The following is a 22,323-nucleotide window of genomic DNA, read 5'->3' on the forward strand; positions in this document are numbered from 1 at the left end:
GTCGCCGACGAGGCGGTTTCGGCGCTCGACGTGTCGATCCAGGCGCAGGTGATTGCCTTGCTTGAGGGCCTGCGTCGCGAATTCGGCCTGTCCTACCTCTTCATCGCACACGACCTGCCGGTGGTTCGTGATTTCGCCGATCGTGTCATCGTCATGAAGGCCGGCGAGATTGTCGAGGAGGGTCCGGTGGAACAGATCTTCAACGCGCCCTCCCACCCCTACACGCAGGCGCTTCTTGCCGCGAGCCTCGATCCCGATCCGGAGGTTCAGGCCAGCCGACGCGCCGCCCGCCACATACAGGAAGGACTCGTTTCCGCATGAAGCCCGATGTCATCGTCGCCTATCCGCTCCGGCCCCATCAGATGGCGATGCTGGAAGAGACCTACACGCTGCACCGGCTGGATCTTGTCAAAGGCGAAGAGCGGGATGCTCTCCTGCGGAAAGCCGGCCCGATCTCTTCCGCGCTGGTCTGCAACGGCCATGTGACAATCGACGAAGCCCTGCTTTCGAAATTGCCGGCATTAAGGCTCGCCGCCTGTTCCTCGGCTGGCTACGACCAGATGGATGTCGAGGCGATGACACGGCGCGGCATCAAGCTCACCAACACATCCGAGGTGCTGTGCGACGACGTTGCCGACATGGCACTGCTTCTGATGCTGGCGGCACGCCGGCGCCTGCCGGAAGGCGATCGCTATGTGCGCTCCGGCGACTGGGCGCATAAGGGCATGATGCCGCTGACGACATCGACCTCGGGCAAGAAGGCCGGGATCGTCGGCCTCGGCCGCATAGGGATGGCGATTGCCAAGCGATGCGAAGCTGTCGGGCTGATGGTCGGCTATTATGGGAGGACGAAGAAGGCCGGCAACGATTTTGCCTATTTCGACGCGCCGGTAAAACTGGCCGACTGGGCCGATATCCTGATCGTCGCAACCCCCGGCGGCCCCTCGACCGAAGGACTGATATCGGCGGACGTGCTCAATGCGCTCGGACCGACTGGCAGCTTCATCAACATTGCCCGGGGCACCGTGGTCGACGAGCCAGCCTTGATCAAGGCCTTGCAGGAAAAGCGGATCGCGTCGGCCGGCATCGATGTCTACCTCAACGAACCCAATCCCGATCCGCGCTTTGCAGCGCTCGACAACGTTGTGCTCTATCCCCACCATGCCAGCGGTACCGAGGAAACGCGCGACAGGATGGCGCAATTGACGGTCGACAACCTTGCCGCCTTTTTCGCAGGCAGGCCGCTGCTGACGCCGGTCAATTGACGCCGGCAAAACCCGCGGCGCGGCAGATCACACGAAATAGTCCGGGAACTCCTTCCGCATGTCTTCCACTTTTGCGACGGTGCGGCTGAGATGCTCGCGGATCGCATCGACCGCGCCCTGTTCGTCGCGAGCGGCGATCGCATCGATGATGGCGTGGTGCCCATCGAGAATGCTCGCGATCTTGCCCTTTTCGGGCAGATGCAGACGACGAATGCGCTCGAGATGGCCGGACCGCTCACGTATCAATTGGTGGAGGCTGCTGCGCTTGGCGCCTGCGAACAACGTCTGGTGAAAGAGTTCGTCGAGCTCCTGGAAGATCGCGATCTGATCGGCGTCGTCAGCGACTGCCGACTGCATCTTGATGATCGACCGGGCGCGCGTGATGACGCTCGGATCTGGATCCGGATCGGTTGCGAGGCGGCGGCAAACCTCCGTTTCCAGCGCCACGCGAAGGAAATGTGCCTCGTAAATTTGCAGGACGTCGATCCTGGTCACCACAGTGCGGGATTGCGGGTAAATACGAACCAGACCCTCCTGTTTGAGAAGCTGCAATGCGTCCCTGATGGGAGTCTGGCTGACTTCATAAGTCTCCGTAAGCTCGGTGCGCGACAACGTGGTGTCTGGCGGTAGCTGAATGGTGATGATGCGCTTTCGCAGATCATCATAGACCCGCTGGACCGTGCTGCCGGCCACGACCGGAAAACCGGGTGCAGTCAGGCCGAATGTGGAGGCGAACTGGGAATTCATGGTGAGGCATCCTTTTCAGTCCATTCATAGCTTTGCACGACCTAATGCACAAGAACGCAAACTTTCCATTGATATATATGTCAAACTAAAATATCAGTTGGTGAAAGCGCTGAGGTAAACAAGCGAAAAGGTGGGAGAGAGCCGTGACCGCAAGGAAAACCTACGAGCAATTGCGGTCGGCCCGATGGATGCTGCCGGATGATCAGCGCTCGTTCGGCCACCGGTCCCGGACCATGCAGATGGGTTACGCACCGGAGGACTGGCAGGGAAAACCGATCATTGCCGTGATCAACACCTGGTCCGATGCCCAGCCGTGCCACATGCATTTCCGTGAACGCGCCGAATGGGTGAAGCGCGGAATTCTTCAGTCGGGTGGGTTCCCCATGGAACTGCCTGCTCTTTCCCTTTCCGAAAACTTCGTCAAGCCGACGACGATGCTCTACCGCAATATGCTGGCGATGGAGACCGAGGAGCTGCTGCGCAGCCATCCTGTCGATGGCGCCGTTCTGATGGGTGGCTGCGACAAGACGACACCCGGCCTTGTCATGGGCGCAGTCAGCATGGGCATTCCCTTCATTTATCTGCCCGCCGGCCCAATGCTTCGCGGCAACTATGCCGGCAAGACGCTGGGCTCCGGCACCGACGGCTTCAAATACTGGGATGAGCGGCGCGCCGGCACAATCACCCAGGAGGAGTGGCAGGGCATCGAAGGCGGAATCGCCCGCAGCTATGGCCATTGCATGACCATGGGCACGGCGTCGACGATGACGGCGATCGCAGAGGCTATGGGGTTGACGCTGCCGGGCGCATCCTCGATCCCGGCAGCCGACGCCAACCACCAGCGCATGTCGGCGGCCTGTGGCCGCCGCATCGTCGATATGGTGTGGGAGGATCTGACGCCGGATCAGATCATCACTCCGGCGGCCGTCGACAATGCCGTCACGGTTGCTATGGCGACCGGCTGCTCCACCAATGCCATCATTCACCTGATCGCCATGGCGCGGCGCGCCGGCGTCCCGTTGGAGCTCGACGATCTCGATCGCATCGGTCGCACGACGCCGGTTCTCGCCAACATCCGGCCTTCTGGTTCGACCTACCTGATGGAGGATTTCTTTTATGCGGGTGGCCTGCGCGCCTTGATGAAGCAGCTTGGCGACAGGCTGGATCCAACCGCGATTACCGTGACGGGAAAACCCTTGGTGGATGGTCTCGACCAGGTGAAGATCTACAATGACGACGTTATCCGGCCATTGTCGAACCCGGTCTATCACGAAGGTTCGCTGGCCGTGCTCAAGGGGAACCTGTGTCCCGACGGCGCAGTTATCAAACCAGCGGCCTGCGACCCGAAATTCCATCGCCATTGCGGCCCGGCGCTGGTCGCCGACAGTTATGCGGAGATGAAGAAGATCATCGATGATCCCGACTATCCGCTGACGCCGGACACGGTTCTCGTTCTACGCAATGCCGGCCCGCAGGGTGGACCGGGCATGCCGGAATGGGGCATGATCCCGATGCCGAAGGCGCTGTTGAAGCTCGGCCTGCGCGACATGGTACGCATCTCGGACGCCCGCATGTCCGGAACCAGTTTTGGCGCCTGCGTGCTGCATGTCGCACCGGAATCTTATGTTGGCGGGCCTCTGGCACTGCTGAAAACGGGGGACATGGTCGAGCTCGATATTCCGGCACGCAGTCTGAATATGCTGGTTTCCGAAGAAGAAATGACAGCGCGGCGGGTCGCCTGGGTGGCGCCGACGCGGCATTACGAGCGCGGTTACGGCTTTATGTTCTCCAGCCATATCGAGCAGGCAGACAAAGGCTGCGACTTTGATTTCCTGACGACGGAATTCGGCGGCAAGACGCCGGAACCGGCTATCAACTGAGGCACCACGATGTTTGATCCCAATCGACGCACGATCCCCGCACAGCCGCCCAAGGCTGGCTTCGCTGCCGGTCCGTCCAAGCTGGACGCTATCCGATCGGTCACCCTGTCGCTCGTTTACCTGCCGTTGGCGCGGCCGATCAGCGATGCCAAGGTTTTGACGGGCCGGCAGAAGCCGCTGACCCAGGTGGCTTTTCTGTTTTGCGAGATCGTCTCCGAGGTTGGCCATAGTGGGCTTGGTTTCAGTTATTCGAAGCGGGCAGGCGGACCTGCCCTTTATGCACATGCCTGCGAGCTTGCCGACAACTTGATTGGCGAAGACCCCAACGATACCGCGCGCATCTGGGACAAGCTCTGCTGGGCCGGGGCCTCGGTCGGCCGCTCCGGCATTGCAACCCAGGCAATCGCCGCCATCGACATCTGCCTCTGGGACCTGAAGGCGAAACGCGCCGGCCTGCCGCTTGCAAAACTGCTTGGCGCCCATCGCGACAGTGTTGCCTGCTACAACACTTCCGGTGGCTTCCTGTCATCAAGCGTCGAGGAAATCCGCGATGCCATCGACCGTTCGATCGCCGCCGGTATCGGCGGCATCAAGATCAAGGTCGGACAGCCGGACCCGATGATCGACCTTCGCCGGCTTGATGCCGTGACCAGCCATATCGATGGCCGTGTTCCGCTGATGGTCGATGCAAATCAGCAATGGGACCGCACGACGGCCTTGCGCTTCGGCCGGATGGTGGAGCCGCTCAATCTTGAATGGATCGAAGAGCCGCTCGATGCCTATGATGCCGAGGGCCATGCGGCACTGGCACGCGAACTCGCCACGCCGATCGCCACCGGCGAAATGCTGGCAAGCGCCGACGAGCACATGACGCTGATCCGGGCCGATGCCGTCGACTTCATTCAGCCGGATGCGCCGCGGGTGGGCGGCATCACGCCCTTTTTGCGCATCTGCACGCACGCCGAGGCGAAACGTATGCGCCTGGCGCCGCATTTCGCCATGGAAATCCATCTGCACCTGGCCGCCGCCTATGCGCATGAGCCGTGGGTAGAGCATTTCGATTGGCTGGCGCCACTGTTTAACGAACAACTCGATATCAAGGACGGTCGGATGATCGTGCCGGCCCGTCCGGGGCTTGGTTGCAGCCTGACGGGCAAAACCCGTGACTGGACCGTGGAAACCCGCGGCTTCGGCGTCTGAACGAGAACGAGGAGAAGGAAATATGAACCCCGCAACCCGTGAAAAACTGATGGGTGTCTCCGTCGCGACGCTTTGTTCGGCGCTGTTCAAGCGCGGCCTGAGAAACCAGACGGTCCAGGATGTTCGGCCGGTGCAGCCGAAGGGCCGCAATATGGTGGGACCGGCCTTCACGCTGCGTTACATGCCGGCGCGCGAAGACCGCAACGCGATGAACGTCTTTCGGAACCCGAAACATCCGCAACGGCTTGCCATCGAGACTTGCCCGGAAGGCTCTGTTCTGGTGATGGACAGCCGCAAGGATCCGCGCGCAGCCTCTGCCGGCGACATCCTGATTACCCGCCTGATGATGCGCGGCGGCGCCGGCGTCGTCACCGATGGCGGCTTCCGGGACGCCATGACGATCGGCGGCCTTGATATTCCCGCCTATCACAATCGTCCCTCCAGCCCGACGAACCTCACGCTCCACGAGGCAATCGACATTAATGTGCCGATAGGCTGTGGGGATGTTGCGGTCTTCCCGGGCGACATCATGGTTGGCGACGACGACAGTGTGATCGTCATCCCTGCCGAGATCGCCGACGAGATCGCCGATGAAGCGGTCGAGATGACCGCTTACGAGGATTTCGTCACCGAGCGCGTCAAGCAAGGCCACACGATCATTGGCCTCTACCCGGCCACCGACGAAAGCAATCTGACGCTCTTTGCCGAATGGCGGAAGGTGAATGGCCGCTAGAGCATGATGCCGAAAGGTGTGAGCGGTTTTCGGACGACATCATGCTCTAACTCTTTAATTTAGAACAGGATTCACGTTTTAGGCCGACTTGGCCTAAAATCATCCAGTTCTAAGGCGGCGCATCTTGAACAACACTTCACGCATCAGGACGGAGCGAGGCTCCGCCGAGGAGAATAACAATGAGCTGGACCCCTTCAGGCAGGCATTTCATCGCCGGCGAGTGGATCGCCGGAACGACGACATTTCGCTCCGAGCCGGCGCATGGGCAGGCACATGACTTTGCTGTTGGCACAACGGAACTGGTCGACCGCGCCTGCCGCGCTGCCGAAGCTGCTTTTGCAGCATTTTCGGCAACGACACGCGAGGAACGCGCCATCTTCCTTGAGGCAATCGCCGAGGAGATCGACAAGCGCGGCGAGGCCGTCACCCTCATCGGAACGCAGGAAACCGGGCTTCCAGAGGGCCGGCTCAACGGCGAACGCGCTCGCACCACCGGCCAACTCAGACTGTTTGCCGACCATATCCGCAAGGGCGCGCATCTTGACGCCCGCGTCGATGCGGCCCAACCCGATCGGCAACCGGCGCCGCGGCCCGAGATCCGTCTGGTACAACGGCCGATCGGGCCGGTCGCCGTATTCGGCGCCTCGAATTTTCCGCTTGCATTCTCGACGGCCGGCGGTGATACGGCGGCCGCGCTTGCGGCGGGCTGCCCGGTCGTGGTGAAGGGACATTCAGCCCATCCCGGCACAGGTGAGATCATTGCCGAAGCGATTGCAGCCGCGATCGAGCGCACTGGAATGGCGGCCGGCGTCTTCAGCCTGATCCAGGGGGGCCGCCGTGATGTCGGAACGGCTCTGGTGACGCATCCGGCCATCAAAGCCGTTGGCTTTACCGGCTCGCTTGCCGGCGGTCGTGCGCTCTTCGACCTTTGCGCCCAGCGCCCTGAGCCGATCCCCTTTTTCGGGGAACTCGGCAGCGTTAATCCGATGTTCCTGCTGCCGGCCGCTACCGCTGCCCGGGCGGAGGCAATCGGTTCTGGCTGGGCCGGTTCACTGACGCTTGGTGCCGGCCAGTTCTGCACCAACCCTGGTATCGCCGTCGTCGTCGACGGGCCGGAGGCGGACAAGTTCACCCGTGCTGCCAAGTCGGCTCTTGAAAAGGTGGCACCGCAGACGATGCTGACCAAAGGCATCGCCACCGCCTATCACGAAGGTGTCGACCGGATGCGGGCAAGCAATGCGGTCGCGCCGGTTCTCACCGCAGAGAATGCCGGCCGCGACGCAGCGCCGAACCTGTTCGAGACCAACGGCTCGGCCTGGCTTGCCGATCACTCGCTCAGCGAAGAGGTGTTCGGCCCTCTCGGCCTTGTCGTGCGCGTCGGCTCGCCTGAAGAGATGGTCGCCCTTGCCGAAAGCTTTCAGGGACAGCTGACCGCGACGATCCACATGGACGACGCCGATCTTGACCTTGCCCGCGACCTGCTGCCGATCCTTGAAAGGAAGGCGGGCAGATTGCTGGTCAATGGCTTCCCAACCGGCGTCGAGGTTGTCGATTCCATGGTGCATGGCGGACCCTATCCGGCCTCGACCAATTTCGGCGCGACCAGCGTCGGGACCATGTCGATCCGCAGGTTTCTGCGCCCCGTCGCCTATCAGAATTTCCCCGCCGACCTATTGCCGCAAGACCTGCGCAACTGAAACCGAGGAGTATAAAATTGATCGCCCCGACGGAACTTCGCGAGATCATTCGCAACGGCCTGCTGTCCTTTCCCGTCACCCCTTTCGATGCCGAGGACCGGTTTGCCCCCAGGCCGTTTTCAGCGCATCTGGAATGGTTGTCATCCTACCCCGTTGCCGGCCTGATCGTTGCCGGCGGCACCGGTGAGCTGTTCTCGCTGACGCCAGGCGAAGTGGTTGAGGTGGTAAAGGCCGCCCGCGCCGTGTCCGGCGATGCGCCTGTTATTGCCGGATGCGGCTACGGCACGCGCATTGCCTGCGACATGGCTCGCGAGATCGAGGCAGCAGGTGGCGACGGCATTCTTCTGCTGCCGCATTACCTGACCGAGGCGCCGGCAGATGGCATTGCCGCGCGTGTACGAGCCGTTTGCAAGGCCACCAATATGGGCGTTATCGTCTATAATCGTGGCCAGGCGCGGGTTTCAGCCGAGCAGCTTGCTCAGCTTGCCGACGAATGCCCAAATCTGATCGGCTTCAAGGACGGTACCGGCGACATCGATACGGTGCGCCGTGTCACGATCGCGCTCGGGGACCGGCTTTCCTATATTGGCGGCATGCCGACACATGAACTGTTTGCCCAGGCCTATCGCGGAGCCGGCATGCCGACCTATTCCTCGGCGGTCTTCAATTTCGTGCCTGAAACGGCACTGAAATTTCACAAGGCATTCCTTGCCGGTGACGACGCGGCCTGTGAGCAGATGCTGCGCGATTTCTATTATCCCTTTGCCCGTATCCGCGATCGCAAGGCCGGTTATGCGGTTTCCGCGGTCAAGGCAGGCGTGCGTTTGCGCGGCTTCGAGGCGGGACCGGTGCGGGCGCCGCTGACGGATCTTACCGATGAGGAAGTCGAGATGATGCGCGAACTGATTGCTTCGGCAAGGTAAAATTTCGCATCCCAGCCACGGTTGAAGGCTCCGCGCTTCGGAGCGTCAGGGTTGAAGGCCGTCATTAACTAGTATATTAGTGCACTTGTGCTTTTGCGAAACTACTGAGGAGATAGATGCCGGGGCACCGGAAACGGGACGCAGTTCACTGTGAGGAGCGCCAAAGGCGCATGGGAGGAGAACGATATGAAGTTGCATTTGTTAGCTGCCTGCTTTTCAACAACGGTGCTCGCGCTGAGCACTGGCTCGGCTCACGCTGAGGATGCCAAGAGCAACGTCACTGTTGTGCTTGYCGAAACCGTCGATGTCGTCGAGCCCTGCATGGCAGCGCGCCAGGACGTCGGCCGGGTCATTTCTGAAAACGTCAACGAGATGCTGGTGGAATTCGACTACGTCAATGGCGGCCTCAAACCCCGCCTGGCGACGGAATGGTCGAAGATCGACGACGACACCTGGGAGTTCAAGCTGCGCCCGAATGTCAAATGGCACGATGGCAAGCCGTTCACCGCCAAAGATGTCCAGTTCACCATCGAGCGCAACAAGAACAAGAAGCTCAGCTGTGAGACCGGCGGCAAATATTTCGGCGGCACGGAGTTCAGCTTCGAGACGCCGGATGCCAACACGATCCGCATTACGACAAAGCCGGCGCAACCCATTCTTCCGCTTCTGATGACGGTGATGGGTGTGGAATCGGCCGAGGCGACACCAGCCGACGAATTCACCCGCAAGCCGATTGGCACCGGACCCTATACCTTCGACAAATGGGATATCGGCCAGTCGATCGTGCTGAAGCGCAATCCGGAATATTGGGGCGAGAAGCCGCAGGTTGAACAGGCGACCTATCTGTTCCGCTCCGACAGCGCCGTTGCTGCGGCCATGGTCGATGCCGGCGAAGCCGATATCGTTCCGGCCGTATCCGTACAGGATGCCACCAACAAGGAAACCGATTTCGCCTATCCGAATTCCGAAACGACATCGCTGCGCATCGATACGCGCGCAGCACCCCTTAACGATCGGCGCATCCGCGAAGCGATGAACCTCGCTATCGATCGTCAGGCGATGCTCGGAACGCTGTTTCCCGAACAGGCGAAGATAGCGACGCAGCTCGTCGTACCCACAACGATCGGCTACAATCCCGATATCCCCGCCTGGCCCTATGATTCCGAAAAAGCGAAAGCACTGGTCGAAGCGGCGAAAGCTGACGGCGTTCCGGTCGATCGCGAGATCCGCATCATCGGTCGCAACGGGCAATATCCAAACGCCACCGAAGCGATGGAAGCGATGATGGCAATGCTTCAGGAAGTCGGCTTGAATGTGAAGCTCGACATGTATGATGTTTCCGTGTGGAACGGCTACTTCGTTGCACCCTTTGTCGCCGATTCCGGACCGACGCTGACCCAGTCGCAGCACGATAATGCGACCGGCGATCCGGTCTTCACTGCATTCGTGAAATACGCGACCGACGGCTCCCACTCCATGGTCCGGGATCCCGCTGTCGACGCGCTGATCGCCAAGGCGACGTCTGCCACCGGCGACGAACGCACAAAGCTCTGGAAGGAGCTGTTCGCCAAAGTGAACACCGAGATCATCGCGGACATCCCGATGTTTCACATGGTGGGGTTCACCCGCGTCTCGCCGCGTCTCGACTTCAAGCCGACGATCGCGACGAATTCCGAACTGCAGCTGTCGCAGATCCGCTTCAAGTAAGCCGGTTCGCAGAATTTAGGCACGGGTCGCCCGAAAATAGCGGCCCGTGCTTTCCATGACATGACGGAGGGATAGCTATGCCCCTGATTGACCGCATTGCCCTGACCCAATTCGCCGAGCAGATATTGACCCGTGCGGGCATGGAGCCCGACAAGGCCGAAACGACTGCCGCCGTCCTGGTGGAGGGCGACATGATCGGCCACGAAACGCATGGTGTCAGCCTTCTGAACTGGTATGTCGAGGCGTTGGAAGACGGTTCGCTGGCGAAGTCGGGCAGCTATGAGGTGGTCAATGACCGCGGCGCGGCCTTTGTTTGGGACGGCAAATCCTTGCCTGGCGCATGGCTGCTGACCAAGGCGATCGACCAGGTCTGCGAACGCGTCGGCGATTATGGCGTCGTTACCGCCGCGATCCGCAACTGCCACCATACCTGCGCTCTTTCAGCCTTCATGCGGCAGGTGACCGAACGGGGCCTCATCGTGCAGCTGTCGGTGTCGCATCCCGCTGCAAGCCGCGTTGCGCCCTATGGCGGCACGAAGCCGCTCCTGACGCCCAACCCGATGGCTGCCGGTTTCCCGACATCCGCGGATCCGATCCTGATCGACGTCTCGGCCTCGATCACCACCACGACCATGACGCAAAACCTGGCCAAGGCCGGCAAGAAATTTCCGGAGGCTTGGGCCTTCACCGCCGCAGGCGAGCCGACCGATGATCCGCGCGAGGTGACCGAACGTGGTGGGACGATGATGCCTCTCGGCGGTCAGTTGAAGGGCCACAAGGGCTTTGGGCTCGGGCTGATCGTCGAATTGCTGGGGCAGGGGCTTTCAGGCAAGGGACGGGCGAACGCGCCGGCCGGTGTGTTTTCGCAAAGCGCCTTCCTTCAGGTCATTGACCCCGCCTTTTTCGCCGGGCTGGATGCCTTCACGGCGCAGTCTGACTTTCTCGCCTCTGCCTGTCGCAGCAATCCTCCGGCGCCCTGGAACAATGGCCCCGTTCGCATGCCGGGCGACAGTGCAGCAGGAAAGCGCCGCTTGGCGTTGGAACAGGGCGTGCCGGTCGGCGATGCACCTTGGCAGAAGCTTTGTAAACATGCCGAAATTCTCGGCTTGCCTATTCCCGACGTTACCGCATGCCCATGAAGCGTTGACAACCCTGGTCAGCTCAGGTCTACTGGTCCACTAACCGGACCAGTAGACCTGAGCGCGGGGGAGGGCAAAGGCAATGGATGTTCGAGCAATGCTCGAAGACGACGTTGCAGCGCTCGGTGGAGCGCCGAAGAAGTCGATGAAAGACTTCGTCGTCCAGAAGATTGCGACCTTCATTGCCACCGGCATCCTTAAAGTGGGCGATCCGCTGCCCAGCGAACGTGAACTCGCCTCCGCACTCTCGGTCAGCCGCGAGACCGTCCGGGGCGCGATCCTTATCCTTTCCACCCACGGCATTCTCTCGGTTGTGCACGGAACACGCACGGTGGTGGCATCAGAAGACGTCGGCGAACTGGCTGTCCAGGCTGCGCGGTATCGCGACATCGCGGCCTACAGTCTCGACAATGTTCATGAGGCGCGTCTTCTTATCGAAGCACAGGTCGTCAGGGCTGCCACGCTCAAGATGGAGCCTTCAACCCTTGATTATCTCCACAAGTCGATCGCAGCACAGGAAGCCGCCTGTGACGATCCTGTTCGTTTTTTGATATGTGACCGGGAATTTCACACCGCTATCTACCGCTCCAGCGGCAACGCGGTGCTGGCTGATATGGCCGCCGACCTCTATTCCTATCTTCTGAGCCACCGAAGGCGCGTTGTATCGCAGCCTGGCAGTATCGCCACCAGCATCGCCGATCACCAGATGATCCTCTCCGGCTTGGAGACGCGGGATCCGGATGCCGCAGCCGCTGCCTTCGCGGTCCACGAAACCCGTATTTATACGACGACCAAGCTGCTCTTTTCGTAGCTCGCAGGGAGGCGAAACACGATGCATATTCTCATTATCGGGGCGGGAGGAATGATCGGCCGGAAGCTTGCTGCCACACTGGGGCGCAGCGGCTCGCTCGGCGGCCATGCGATCACGCGCATGACGCTCGTCGATGTCACGGCGCCGCCGGTACCCGCCGGCGTCTCCGGGTCGGTGGAAGCACTGGCTGCCGACATTTCCGAAAGCGGTGCGGCGGAAGCCCTCGCGGCTCGCCGGGCCGATGTGATCTTCCATCTCGCCGCCATCGTTTCCGGCGAAGCCGAGCGCAATTTCGACCTCGGCTATCGGGTCAATCTCGATGGCACGCGAGCGCTGTTGGAAGCGATCCGTCGGGAAGGAACCCGCCAAGCCTATGTTCCCCGGTTCGTTTTCTCCTCATCGATCGCGGTCTATGGCTCGCCGTTTCCCGATCCCATTCCCGACGATTACGTGCTCGCACCTCTCACCAGCTACGGAGTCCAGAAGGCGATATCCGAGCTTCTGCTTGCCGACTATTCGCGGCGCGGCTTCATTGACGGCGTCGGAATTCGGTTGCCGACCATCGTCATCCGGCCTGGCGCACCGAATGCTGCCGCATCGGGCTTCTTTTCTGGAATCCTTCGTGAACCGCTCGCGGGCCAGCGGGCTGTTCTTCCGGTCGAAGAGACCGTCAAACACTGGCTGGCGAGCCCGCGTTCTGCCGTCAAATTCCTGATCCATGCTGCGACCCTCGACACATCGGCGCTGGGTGTTCGGCGCACGCTCACCATGCCGGGCGTTGCCGCCACCGTTGCCGACCAGATTGCCGCCTTGAGCCGCGCTGCTGGTCCCCAGGCGGCGGACTTGATTGATCGTCGCCGCGACGAGGTCATTGAAAAGATCGTTGACGGATGGCCGAAGTCCTTTGCGCCGGAACGCGCGACGCAACTGGGTTTCGTCGCCGAAACCACCGTCGACGAGTTGATTGAGGTCTACCTCGACGAAGACGCTCCGGGTGCGTCCGGATGAGATCAAACTGGGCTAACGCCGTTGCATGGGAGGAAAATCCCGACCGGGCAGGCCCACAGATGCGGGATTGAAGCGGCCGAGGGCCTAGAGGAGATGACGGCCGCGGCCAAGATATACGAAAATACAAATAGATAGCATGTAGCGCTCGATTTCTGGGAGGAGTGAGTATGGCAGGCGTTCAATTCGCGGATGTGCGGAAATCATTTGGGGCATTTCCGGTCATCAAAGGCGTGGATATCGACATTGCCGACGGGGAGTTCGTGATCCTGGTCGGCCCGTCGGGTTGTGGCAAATCCACTCTTCTGCGGATGCTGGCGGGACTTGAAAACATTTCCGGCGGTGAGATCAAGATCGGCGGGCGTGTCGTCAACACGCTGCCGCCCAAGGACCGCGACATCGCCATGGTGTTCCAGAACTATGCGCTCTATCCGCATATGACGGTGCAGCAGAACATGGGCTTCTCGCTAATGCTGAACAAGGCGCCGAAGGCGGAAGCCGAAAAGCGGGTGAAATATGCGGCCGGCATCCTGGGTCTCGACAAATTGCTCGACCGTTATCCGCGCCAGCTTTCCGGCGGCCAGCGCCAGCGTGTCGCCATGGGGCGGGCGATCGTGCGTGATCCGGAAGTCTTCCTGTTCGACGAACCGCTATCCAACCTCGATGCGAAGCTGCGCGTCGCCATGCGCGCCGAGATCAAGGAACTGCACCAGCGGCTGAAAACGACGACGGTCTACGTCACCCACGACCAGATCGAGGCCATGACCATGGCCGACAAGATCGTCGTCATGCATGACGGCGTCGTCGAGCAGATCGGCACGCCGCTCGAACTCTACGACAAACCCGCCAATCTCTTTGTTGGCGGTTTCATCGGCTCACCGGCGATGAACATGATCAAGGGCAGGCTCGACCCCGAAAACCCGACAAGTTTCAAGGCGCCTGACGGCACGGCGCTCCCAGTTTCCAATCCGCCGGCCGACGCCATGGGCCGCGACCTCGTCTACGGGCTTCGCCCGGAATACATCCTGCTCGATGCCAATGGCCTGGCCGGTGAAATCGTGGTGATCGAGCCGACCGGCTATGAGACGCATCTCATCCTCAGGCTCGGCGGCAGCGATCTCAGCTGTGTCTTCCGCGAACGCGTCAGCGCGCGACCAGGCGAGACCCTGCGCGTTGCGATCGACGCCGCACATGTTCATCTTTTCGATGCCGAGAGCGGCCGGAGATTGACCGACTGACGCCGTCCGGCGGCTGCGCGGGGGCGGAGGAGCCCCCGTCACCCGCCGGTCGGCTGCACCCTGGTCCAGGGATGCAAGGACCGTCGTTCACCAAGCGGGAGGTGAATGGCGGAGAGTTCGCCCCCGCTGTTTGAAGAGGAGGAATATCATGAGGATTAAGAGACGTGACTTYCTTGCCGCCTCGGCTGCCGTCGCCGGCGCCGCCGGCCTGGGCATTCGGCCATCCCTAGCGCAGGCCGAACCGACCTATACGCCAGAAAGCGGCGCCAGCCTTCGCCTGCTGCGCTGGACACCCTTCGTCAAGGGCGACGAGGAGGCCTGGCTTGCCAACACCAAGAAATTCACCGAAGCGACCGGCGTCGAGGTACGCATCGACAAGGAAAGCTGGGAAGATATCCGCCCGAAGGCGGCCGTTGCGGCCAATGTCGGCTCCGGCCCGGACCTCATCATGTGCTGGTTCGATGACGCCCACCAATATCCCGACAAGCTGGTCGACTTGACCGAGCTCGCCAACTATCTCGGCAACAAGTATGGCGGCTGGTATGACGGTGTGAAGGGCTATGCCGCGCGCGGCGACACCTTCATCGCCATGCCGCTGACCGCAATCGGCAATGCTGTGGTCTATCGCGACACTCACGTCAAGGCGGCCGGTTTCAGCGAGTTCCCGAAAGACACCGCAGGCTTCCTCGAGCTTTGCAAGGCGATGAAAGCCAAGGGCACGCCGGCCGGCTTCCCGCACGGCAAGGCCGTCGGCGACGGCAACAACTACGCCCATTGGCTGCTTTGGAGCCACAACGGCATGATGGTCGACGAAAGCGGCAAGGTGACGATCAACAGCCCGGAAACGCTGGCATCAATCAACTATGCCAAGGAGCTCTACGCGACCTTCATTCCGGGCACGGAAAGCTGGCAGGACGTCAACAACAACCGCGCCTTCCTCGCTGGCCAGGTCTCGCTGATCGCCAACGGCGTCTCGGTCTATTACACCGCCAAGAACGACCCGAAGCTCGCCGAGATCGCCAAGGACATCCGCACGACGAACTTCCCGATCGGTCCTGTCGGCAAGAGCGTCGAGCTTTGCCAGACGAGTTCGCTTCTTCTCTTCAAGCACACCAAATATCCGGAAGCGGCGAAGGCCTACATCAAGTTCATGATGGAAGCCGACCAGATGAATGCCTGGATCCAGGGCTCAAGCGCCTATTGCTGCCAGCCGCTCAAGGCTTTCGCCAAGAACCCGATCTGGACATCCGACCCGATCCACGCGCCTTATGCGCGCGCCTCGGAAAAGTTGCGTCCGAACGGCTATGCCGGCCCACTCGGTTATGCCTCGGCAGCGACCATGGCCGACTACGTTCTGGTCGACATGTATGCGGCGGCCGTCACCGGCCAGATGTCGCCCGAAGATGCGATGAAGGAAGCTGAACGCCGGGCAAACCGCTACTATCGCGTCTGAGCCACGCCTCAAAGCAAGCGGTGTGCCGGCCCTCGGCATGCCGCAAGTCCTCTGCGAGTTCAAACGCAATCTGGGAGATAGGCAATGTCGATGGTGAATTCGGAGGACAGGCGTGGGCCGATCTCTTCGCTCCTGCAGAACAACAATGTGCTCGGCTTCCTGTTCATGCTGCCGGCGGCCGTGTTCCTCGTCTGCTTTCTCACCTATCCGCTGGGGCTCGGCGTCTGGCTCGGCTTCACCGATACAAGGATCGGCCGCGACGGCATCTTCATCGGGCTGGAGAACTACCAGTTCCTGATGGACGACAGCGTCTTCTGGCTATCGGTCTTCAACACCATTCTCTATACCTCCGTCGCCTCGGTGCTGAAATTCGCGCTCGGCCTCTGGCTGGCGATGCTGCTCAACCAGCACCTGCCGTTCAAATCCTTCTTCCGGGCAATCGTGCTGCTTCCCTGGGTCGTGCCGACGGTGCTTTCGGCGCTGGCCTTCTGGTGGATCTATGATTCCCAATTTTCGATCATCTCCTGGTCGCTGATGCAGCTGGGGCTGATCAGCGGACCGATCAACTTCCTTGGCGATCCGATCAATGCGCGCATATCCGTCATCGTCGCCAATGTCTGGCGCGGCATTCCGTTCGTGGCGATCTCGCTGCTTGCCGGCCTGCAGACGATACCGGCGTCGCTGCAGGAGGCTGCTTCGCTCGACGGCGCCACGAGCTGGCAGCGTTTTCGCTATGTAACGTTGCCGATGCTGACGCCGATCATCGCCGTCGTGATGACCTTCTCGGTGCTCTTCACCTTTACGGATTTCCAGCTGATCTACGTGCTGACCAAGGGGGGACCCGTCAACGCGACGCATCTGATGGCGACGCTCTCCTTCCAGCGCGGCATTCCGGGCGGTCAGCTGGGCGAGGGTGCGGCCATCGCCGTCGCCATGGTGCCCTTCCTGCTCGGCGCGATCATGTTCAGCTTCTTCGGCCTGCAACGGCGCAAATGGCAGCAGGGCGGCCAGGATTAGGGCCACGGCTAGGGCCAAATTGGGGTTAGGGAGAGTGATGATGTCGATAAATTCAAACGCCGCCGATCAGGTCGTGACCGACAATGCCGAAGGCATGAGCTATCTGAACCGGCTGCCGCGGCGGATCGTTATGCTCTACCTGCCGATGGCCGTCTTCGTCTTCGTGCTGCTCTTCCCGTTCTACTGGATGGCGATCACCGCAGTGAAGCCGAACGAGCAGCTGACCGACTATAGCAATTACAGCCCCTTCTGGGTGGTCGGGCCAACGCTCGATCATATCAAATATCTGTTCTTCGAGACGTCCTATCCGGGCTGGCTGTGGAACACGATGCTGGTGGCGGTCTGCTCCACCTTTCTCTCGCTGGTAGCCTCGGTCTTCGGCGCCTATGCCATCGAGCGTGTGCGCTTCACCGGCTCGCGTTCAGTCGGCCTGGTGATCTTCCTTGCCTATCTCGTGCCGCCGTCGATCCTCTTCATCCCGCTTGCCTTCATTGTTTTCAAGCTCGGGATCTACGACTCGCGGCTGGCGCTGATCTTCACCTACCCGACCTTCCTCATTCCCTTCTGCACCTGGCTGCTGATGGGCTATTTTCGGTCGATCCCATTCGAGCTGGAGGAAAGCGCACTGGTGGATGGCGCCAATAGATGGCAGATTCTCACCAAGATTATCCTGCCGCTCGCGGTGCCAGGGCTGATCTCAGCCGGCATCTTCGCCTTCACGCTGTCCTGGAACGAATTCATCTATGCGCTGACTTTCATCCAGTCGTCGGAAAACAAAACCATTCCGGTCGGGGTGCTGACCGAATTGGTGCGCGGCGATGTCTTCGAATGGGGAGCACTGATGGCAGGTGCGCTGTTCGGCTCGCTCCCGGTGGTCATCCTCTACTCGTTCTTCGTGGACTACTACGTCTCATCGATGACCGGGGCGGTGAAGGAGTGAGAGCCTAGCGCGGGCACGCCCGGTAGGAACGATAGGCGTGTCCGCAGCTTAAATGGGATCAGTGGCGTTCCCATCATGTATCGAAACCTCGTCTTGCCGAGATCGAATAATTGTAAATTGCCGCGTAACTCGTCGATACGAGCAGCGGAAATGCGATGGTCTTGAGTATTTCCGGTGTACCGGTCGCCGCATGGATCGCCACGAGAATGCTGGCTGAGCCGAGACAAGCAATGAGAGGCGGCGCCCAAAATCGTACCGATCCGACGAAGCGCTTTGAAAGCCAGTCGATCACAGATTTCAGGCAAAGTGTCAGGCAGGCGGATATCGCACCCTGCACAAGGCCGGCATAGAGCGGCAATGGCATGGCGTGCGCGCGATTGGCGAAAACCGCCCAGCTGCCCATTGCCAAAAAGGCGAAGAGAACATGGACAACGCCGCTGCGGAGAAGCCGGTGCAGTCCATTCGGCATCACAGCGACCACCCGTAGCGATGGATGGGCGCGGAGAAGACGAGGAAATCCAGCCTGTCGATCAACACGATCACCTTGCGAGCGCTCTAATGCCTGGCATGCGGAGTGCCTATCCGCGGCTCGAACAGTTGCCTAGGATTGGCGGCGAATTGCCTTAAAGCAATACATTAGGATAGATGAAGCCGGCCATGCATCGGCCGGCGGCGCGGCTCGGGTGCAACAGGGTCAGACCCTGTTCTTCATCGCGGCCCGCAATACATCATTGATCCGATCCTGCCAGCCAGGGCCATTTTCCTGGAAAAAGGCCAGCACATCGCTGTCGATCTTCAGCGAAACCAGCTCCTTGGTATTCGGCAACGCCGGCCGCTCGACAGCTTGTTCCAGCTTCTTCTTCGCGGGTTTGAACAGCGCTTCGGCGGCATCCATTGGATTGACAGGTCGGCGGGGCGGATTTGTCATCGTTGTCACTTTCTATTGCCTGTCGGAGCGACATATGAGCGGCATACGTGATGTCGGCTGCTTCGTCGACTATTTATCTTGTCTTACGAAACGGCGATTTAGCCGACCGGCTCGATCGCCAGCGTGCCGGCGGCAGAGACCGGTCGGCGACTTCGCAGAGACGACCGGATCCGTCGGCGATGATAGGCAGCGGTTAGGGTCGAATTCCCGCTCAAAGGGGAAAGCTGATAATCGTTTGTCCTCAACGGCCCAAGATGCCTTTCATGTCGAAAACAGCGGCATTGTCCTGAACCTCGCGCAGCCCCTTGTAGGAGGCATGGCGGAGATTGCCATCATCCGTCCAGCCGCGAAACTCGATTTCAGCGATCAGCGTTGGCTGCACGAAGACGAGGCGTTTGCCCTTCAGGGGAATGACCGGCCGGCTCGTCTTCAATCGGTCGAGCGTCTTTTTCAGCTCTTCAGCATCCCTGGCACTGAAACCTGTCCCGACCGACCCCAGGTAAACCCAGTCGAAGCCTTGTCTGCCGGCCAGCAGCAGACTGCCGATGCCACCACGGGCGGATGCCGACTGCTCATAGCCGACGATCATGAAGCTCTCGCTCTGGACGCATTTTATTTTCAGCCAGTCGCCCGTGCGGCCACTGCGGTAGGGGCGGTCGCGATGCTTGGCAACGATGCCTTCCAGATGACGATGGCAGGCGTGCTCGAGAAGGTCTTCGGCTGGCAGTTCTAGCTCTTCGGAAATGCGGATCGCCTGATCGCCGCCTTCCGGTATAAGGTCTTCAAGCAGGTGCCGGCGTACGTCAAGCTCGGTGCTAGTGAGATCGTGCCCGTCGAGATAGAGAAGGTCGAAGGCGACGAGGATCGACTCGGTTGACACCCGCTTGCCGCCCCGCCCGCCGAGCGAACGCTGCAGGGCGCCAAAATCCGACCGGCCCTGATCATCGAGCACAACCGCTTCGCCATCGAGGATGGCAGTGGTTACCCCAAGCTCTTTTGCTGCCGCGACAATAATGGGGAAACGGTGGGTCCAGTCATGCCCGCCGCGGGTGATCACCCGGACGCCCTTCGGCTCGATGTGGATTGCCAAGCGGTAGCCGTCCCACTTCACCTCGTAGAGCCAGTCCGGCCCCACAGGCACGGTCGGCTTCAGCAGCGCGAGGCAAGGCTCGACGCGCAGCGGCATTGGATCGAACGGCAGACTGGGTTGGTCAGGATCGCGCTTGCGGATCGGACGAGAGTGCAGCTTCGACTGTGACTCGCCAAGCAAGGGCAGTATTGGGCGGCGCGGGTGCTTCATGATCAGGTCTAACACCTCCCCGGGTGCCCTGCTCGGCTTTTTCATCTGCTTCTTCTTCGCGTCGATGGCAACAACGCGACTCAACCAAATCACGCGGCTGATTGTTCCGAGTCGAAACGAATCTCGATTCAAGGACTTAACGCGTCGATGCCTCCCGTATTCCAAGTCCCGAAATCGCTGCCGGATCTGGATTGGCCGAGCAATCGTCGCGTTGGTCGTCCCGGTAAGGCCTCAGTGACATCGAACGCGCTCCGGCCCGGCAATCACCCTCAGCATTCTTCAACGGGCGCTGTACTTCGCGTCGAGATCATCCATGGCCTTGACGTTACCGGCAGAGCGGCCGTTCTCGTCGAAGGTCTGGGCAAGAAACGCATCGGCGATCGACTTTGCCAGCTCGGTTCCGATGACGCGGGCTCCCATGGTGATGATCTGCGCATTGTTGGAAAGTGCTGCACGCTCGGCAGAATAGGTGTCGTGCGTCAGGGCGGCGCGGATACCCGGAACCTTGTTGGCCGAGATGCAGACGCCGATGCCGGTGCCGCAAACGAGGATCGCCTTGTCGTAGGTGCCGTCGATGACGCCTGAGGCGACGCGGTCCGAGAGGTTGGCGTAGAAAGGATCGGCACCGGCGCTCGTGCGCGAGACTTCGTACACGTCGAAACGGTCCTTCAGATGGTCGGCCAGAACCTTGGCGAGGCCTTCGCCGGCGCTGTCTCCTGCAATGGCAAGCTTCATTGTCTTTCTCCTCAGAGTTTGGCGGCGCATCTGGCCAGAATGTCGAGGTAGCCTTCGACATTCCAGGCCGAACGGCCGATGAAGAGCCCGTCGATATGCGGGCTCGAGATCAGTTCTTCGCAGTTCTGCGGGTTGACCGACCCGCCATAAAGGCAGGGGATCTTCCGGCCGAGCACAGCTTCGGCAACGGCGATGATTTCAGACTGGCGGGCATCCGCATAATCTGCGCTCGCCGGGATGCCCTTCTCGCCGATCGCCCAGACCGGCTCGTAGGCCAGCAGGATTTCGGCAGCCTTTTGGGCGCCCGAAAGTTTCGAAAGCGCGCCGCGCACCTGGACCGCGAGGATGTCGGCAGCCTTTCCGCTTTCGCGGTCGGAAAGCGTCTCGCCAATGCAGATCAGCGGGATGAGACCGTGGCGAACGGCCGCTTCGGTCTTCAGACCCACAGTCTCGTCGGTCTCTCCAAAATGTTCGCGCCGCTCGGAATGGCCGAGCTCGACGAGATCGAGATTGCAGTCCTTCAGCATCACCGGCGAGACTTCGCCGGTCCAGGCGCCCTGGTCGGCCCAATGCATGTTCTGAGCGCCGACCTTCACCGAGGTCTTGGCAAGCATCGCCTTGACCTCGCGCACCGCCGTGAAAGACGGAATGACGAAGCGCTGGATACGCGGGTCGCGCGCGGCATCGGCAGCTTCTAGACCGCGGGCGAAATGCTCGGCTTCAGCAAGCGTCTTGTTCATCTTCCAGCTGGTGCCAATCCAGAAGTGCGGCTTTTCGGTCATGTCGGATCCTGCGTTGATGCAATGGTGAGCGTAATGCCCGCCTGCTCAAATTCCTCCAGGACAGCAGCATCCGGTGCGCTGTCGGTGATAATCGCGTCGAAATCGGCCAGATCCGCCATGACATGCAGGGCGGTGTGGCCGATGCGCTGATGATTGACCAGAAGACAGGTCCTGGTCGATGACGCGATCATCGCCCGCTTGGCGCGCACGACGTTGTCATCCATGTGATAGGCGAGCCTGCCACTGACGGCAGGCGTTGAAATGAAGGCAATGTCGGCCCTCAGCCGCGACAGTGCCTCCTCGGTGACGACGCCGAGATAGGCGTTGAATTTYGCCGAATAGATGCCGCCAAGTGCGATCAGGGTGATGCCGGTTTCGCCTTTCAGCCGCTCCATGATCGCCGCATTGTTGGTGATCAACGTCAGCGGCCGCTTCTGCAGCAGCATTTCGCCGAGAACGGCCGCCATCGAGCCGTCGTTTACCATCACCGTCATCCCCGGCTCGACCAGCTCCAGCGCGGTCTCAGCCATTGCCAGCTTGGCCTCGTTGCCCTGGCGCTCGYGAATGCGGAAGTCGCTTTCAAACTGCGTTCCGGCATCAATGGTCGCGCCGCCGCGAACCTTGCGCAGGACGCCCGCCTGCTCGAGATCGTCGAGATCGCGATGGATCGTCATTTTTGACACGGTGAAGCGATCGGCAAGGTCGTCGAGATCGACGGTCTTGTTTTCGACGAGCAGGTTGACGATCAACTGCTGCCGCTCTTCCCGCCTCATCCTGCTCTCCACCCTCGTTTGATGTTAAGATAACAGAATATACGTGATTA

The 22,323-nt window shown here is 60.8% G+C and carries 22 protein-coding genes; 15 read left to right on the forward strand and 7 right to left on the reverse strand.

What is annotated here, in order from left to right; all coding sequences use genetic code 11:
• Together AC1D1Z_RS17325 and AC1D1Z_RS17330 are read left to right on the forward strand one after the other, a co-directional pair.
• Positions 1 to 321: ABC transporter ATP-binding protein (locus AC1D1Z_RS17325; RefSeq protein WP_477851356.1), on the forward strand; the 321-nt coding region annotated here is incomplete at its 5' end.
• Positions 318 to 1,265, forward strand: coding sequence for a 2-hydroxyacid dehydrogenase (locus tag AC1D1Z_RS17330; RefSeq protein WP_018245652.1), 948 nt, complete (start codon positions 318 to 320; stop codon positions 1,263 to 1,265). The genes AC1D1Z_RS17325 and AC1D1Z_RS17330, both read left to right, overlap by 4 nt.
• Before the next feature lie 27 nt (positions 1,266 to 1,292).
• Here the strand turns inward: AC1D1Z_RS17330 and AC1D1Z_RS17335 are convergent, their stop codons facing one another.
• Complete coding sequence (locus AC1D1Z_RS17335) at positions 1,293 to 2,012, reverse strand: GntR family transcriptional regulator (protein ID WP_018245653.1); 720 nt, start codon at positions 2,010 to 2,012, stop codon at positions 1,293 to 1,295.
• Between the two features lie 143 nt (positions 2,013 to 2,155).
• On the opposite strand from AC1D1Z_RS17335, the gene araD reads away from it, so the two are divergent.
• From araD to AC1D1Z_RS17400, 13 genes are all read left to right on the forward strand, one after another.
• Positions 2,156 to 3,892: an L-arabinonate dehydratase gene (gene araD / locus AC1D1Z_RS17340; RefSeq protein WP_018245654.1), complete on the forward strand. Its 1,737-nt coding sequence runs from the start codon at positions 2,156 to 2,158 to the stop codon at positions 3,890 to 3,892.
• A 9-nt stretch (positions 3,893 to 3,901) separates the two neighbouring features.
• The gene (locus AC1D1Z_RS17345; protein WP_018245655.1) at positions 3,902 to 5,092 is read left to right on the forward strand and encodes an L-talarate/galactarate dehydratase; all 1,191 of its coding nucleotides are present in this window, start codon (positions 3,902 to 3,904) and stop codon (positions 5,090 to 5,092) included.
• Positions 5,093 to 5,114: 22 nt separating this feature from the next.
• Positions 5,115 to 5,825, forward strand: a complete 711-nt coding sequence (locus AC1D1Z_RS17350) for a ribonuclease activity regulator RraA (RefSeq protein WP_018245656.1) — start codon at positions 5,115 to 5,117, stop codon at positions 5,823 to 5,825.
• A 179-nt stretch (positions 5,826 to 6,004) separates the two neighbouring features.
• Positions 6,005 to 7,522, forward strand: a complete 1,518-nt coding sequence (locus AC1D1Z_RS17355; protein WP_018245657.1) for an aldehyde dehydrogenase (NADP(+)) — start codon at positions 6,005 to 6,007, stop codon at positions 7,520 to 7,522.
• Between the two features lie 17 nt (positions 7,523 to 7,539).
• Positions 7,540 to 8,445: a 5-dehydro-4-deoxyglucarate dehydratase gene (locus tag AC1D1Z_RS17360; protein WP_018245658.1), complete on the forward strand. Its 906-nt coding sequence runs from the start codon at positions 7,540 to 7,542 to the stop codon at positions 8,443 to 8,445.
• Between the two features lie 186 nt (positions 8,446 to 8,631).
• Positions 8,632 to 10,152, forward strand: coding sequence for an ABC transporter substrate-binding protein (locus AC1D1Z_RS17365; protein WP_477851361.1), 1,521 nt, complete (start codon positions 8,632 to 8,634; stop codon positions 10,150 to 10,152).
• Positions 10,153 to 10,229: 77 nt separating this feature from the next.
• The gene (locus tag AC1D1Z_RS17370) at positions 10,230 to 11,291 is read left to right on the forward strand and encodes an Ldh family oxidoreductase (protein WP_018245660.1); all 1,062 of its coding nucleotides are present in this window, start codon (positions 10,230 to 10,232) and stop codon (positions 11,289 to 11,291) included.
• An 82-nt stretch (positions 11,292 to 11,373) separates the two neighbouring features.
• The gene (locus tag AC1D1Z_RS17375; RefSeq protein ID WP_018245661.1) at positions 11,374 to 12,102 is read left to right on the forward strand and encodes a FadR/GntR family transcriptional regulator; all 729 of its coding nucleotides are present in this window, start codon (positions 11,374 to 11,376) and stop codon (positions 12,100 to 12,102) included.
• Between the two features lie 21 nt (positions 12,103 to 12,123).
• Entirely contained in the window at positions 12,124 to 13,110 is a 987-nt protein-coding gene (gene denD / locus AC1D1Z_RS17380) for a D-erythronate dehydrogenase (RefSeq protein ID WP_018245662.1), read from the forward strand.
• A gap of 167 nt (positions 13,111 to 13,277) precedes the next feature.
• Positions 13,278 to 14,345, forward strand: a complete 1,068-nt coding sequence (locus AC1D1Z_RS17385; RefSeq protein WP_018245663.1) for an ABC transporter ATP-binding protein — start codon at positions 13,278 to 13,280, stop codon at positions 14,343 to 14,345.
• Between the two features lie 148 nt (positions 14,346 to 14,493).
• Positions 14,494 to 15,798, forward strand: a complete 1,305-nt coding sequence (locus tag AC1D1Z_RS17390) for an ABC transporter substrate-binding protein (RefSeq protein WP_018245664.1) — start codon at positions 14,494 to 14,496, stop codon at positions 15,796 to 15,798.
• 84 nt (positions 15,799 to 15,882) lie between these two features.
• Complete coding sequence (locus AC1D1Z_RS17395; RefSeq protein ID WP_003550789.1) at positions 15,883 to 16,815, forward strand: carbohydrate ABC transporter permease; 933 nt, start codon at positions 15,883 to 15,885, stop codon at positions 16,813 to 16,815.
• A 40-nt stretch (positions 16,816 to 16,855) separates the two neighbouring features.
• The gene (locus AC1D1Z_RS17400) at positions 16,856 to 17,755 is read left to right on the forward strand and encodes a carbohydrate ABC transporter permease (RefSeq protein ID WP_018444785.1); all 900 of its coding nucleotides are present in this window, start codon (positions 16,856 to 16,858) and stop codon (positions 17,753 to 17,755) included.
• A 73-nt stretch (positions 17,756 to 17,828) separates the two neighbouring features.
• On the opposite strand, the gene AC1D1Z_RS17405 is transcribed toward AC1D1Z_RS17400, so the two are convergent.
• The 6 genes from AC1D1Z_RS17405 to AC1D1Z_RS17430 form a co-directional block, all read right to left on the reverse strand.
• Positions 17,829 to 18,224, reverse strand: coding sequence for a hypothetical protein (locus tag AC1D1Z_RS17405; protein WP_032981510.1), 396 nt, complete (start codon positions 18,222 to 18,224; stop codon positions 17,829 to 17,831).
• Positions 18,225 to 18,449: 225 nt separating this feature from the next.
• Complete coding sequence (locus AC1D1Z_RS17410) at positions 18,450 to 18,683, reverse strand: BrnA antitoxin family protein (protein WP_018245667.1); 234 nt, start codon at positions 18,681 to 18,683, stop codon at positions 18,450 to 18,452.
• Positions 18,684 to 18,924: 241 nt separating this feature from the next.
• Complete coding sequence (ligD, locus tag AC1D1Z_RS17415; RefSeq protein ID WP_026188697.1) at positions 18,925 to 19,983, reverse strand: non-homologous end-joining DNA ligase; 1,059 nt, start codon at positions 19,981 to 19,983, stop codon at positions 18,925 to 18,927.
• A 279-nt stretch (positions 19,984 to 20,262) separates the two neighbouring features.
• The gene (gene derI / locus AC1D1Z_RS17420) at positions 20,263 to 20,718 is read right to left on the reverse strand and encodes a D-erythrulose-4-phosphate isomerase (RefSeq protein WP_003562478.1); all 456 of its coding nucleotides are present in this window, start codon (positions 20,716 to 20,718) and stop codon (positions 20,263 to 20,265) included.
• Between the two features lie 11 nt (positions 20,719 to 20,729).
• Positions 20,730 to 21,500, reverse strand: a complete 771-nt coding sequence (locus AC1D1Z_RS17425) for a triose-phosphate isomerase (RefSeq protein WP_018245669.1) — start codon at positions 21,498 to 21,500, stop codon at positions 20,730 to 20,732.
• Complete coding sequence (locus AC1D1Z_RS17430) at positions 21,497 to 22,273, reverse strand: DeoR/GlpR family DNA-binding transcription regulator (RefSeq protein ID WP_477851370.1); 777 nt, start codon at positions 22,271 to 22,273, stop codon at positions 21,497 to 21,499. Before AC1D1Z_RS17430 ends, AC1D1Z_RS17425 begins: the two co-directional genes overlap by 4 nt.
• Between the last annotated feature and the right edge of the window lie 50 nt (positions 22,274 to 22,323).

The sequence above is a fragment of the Rhizobium sp. P1_E1 genome (genome assembly GCF_056406015.1).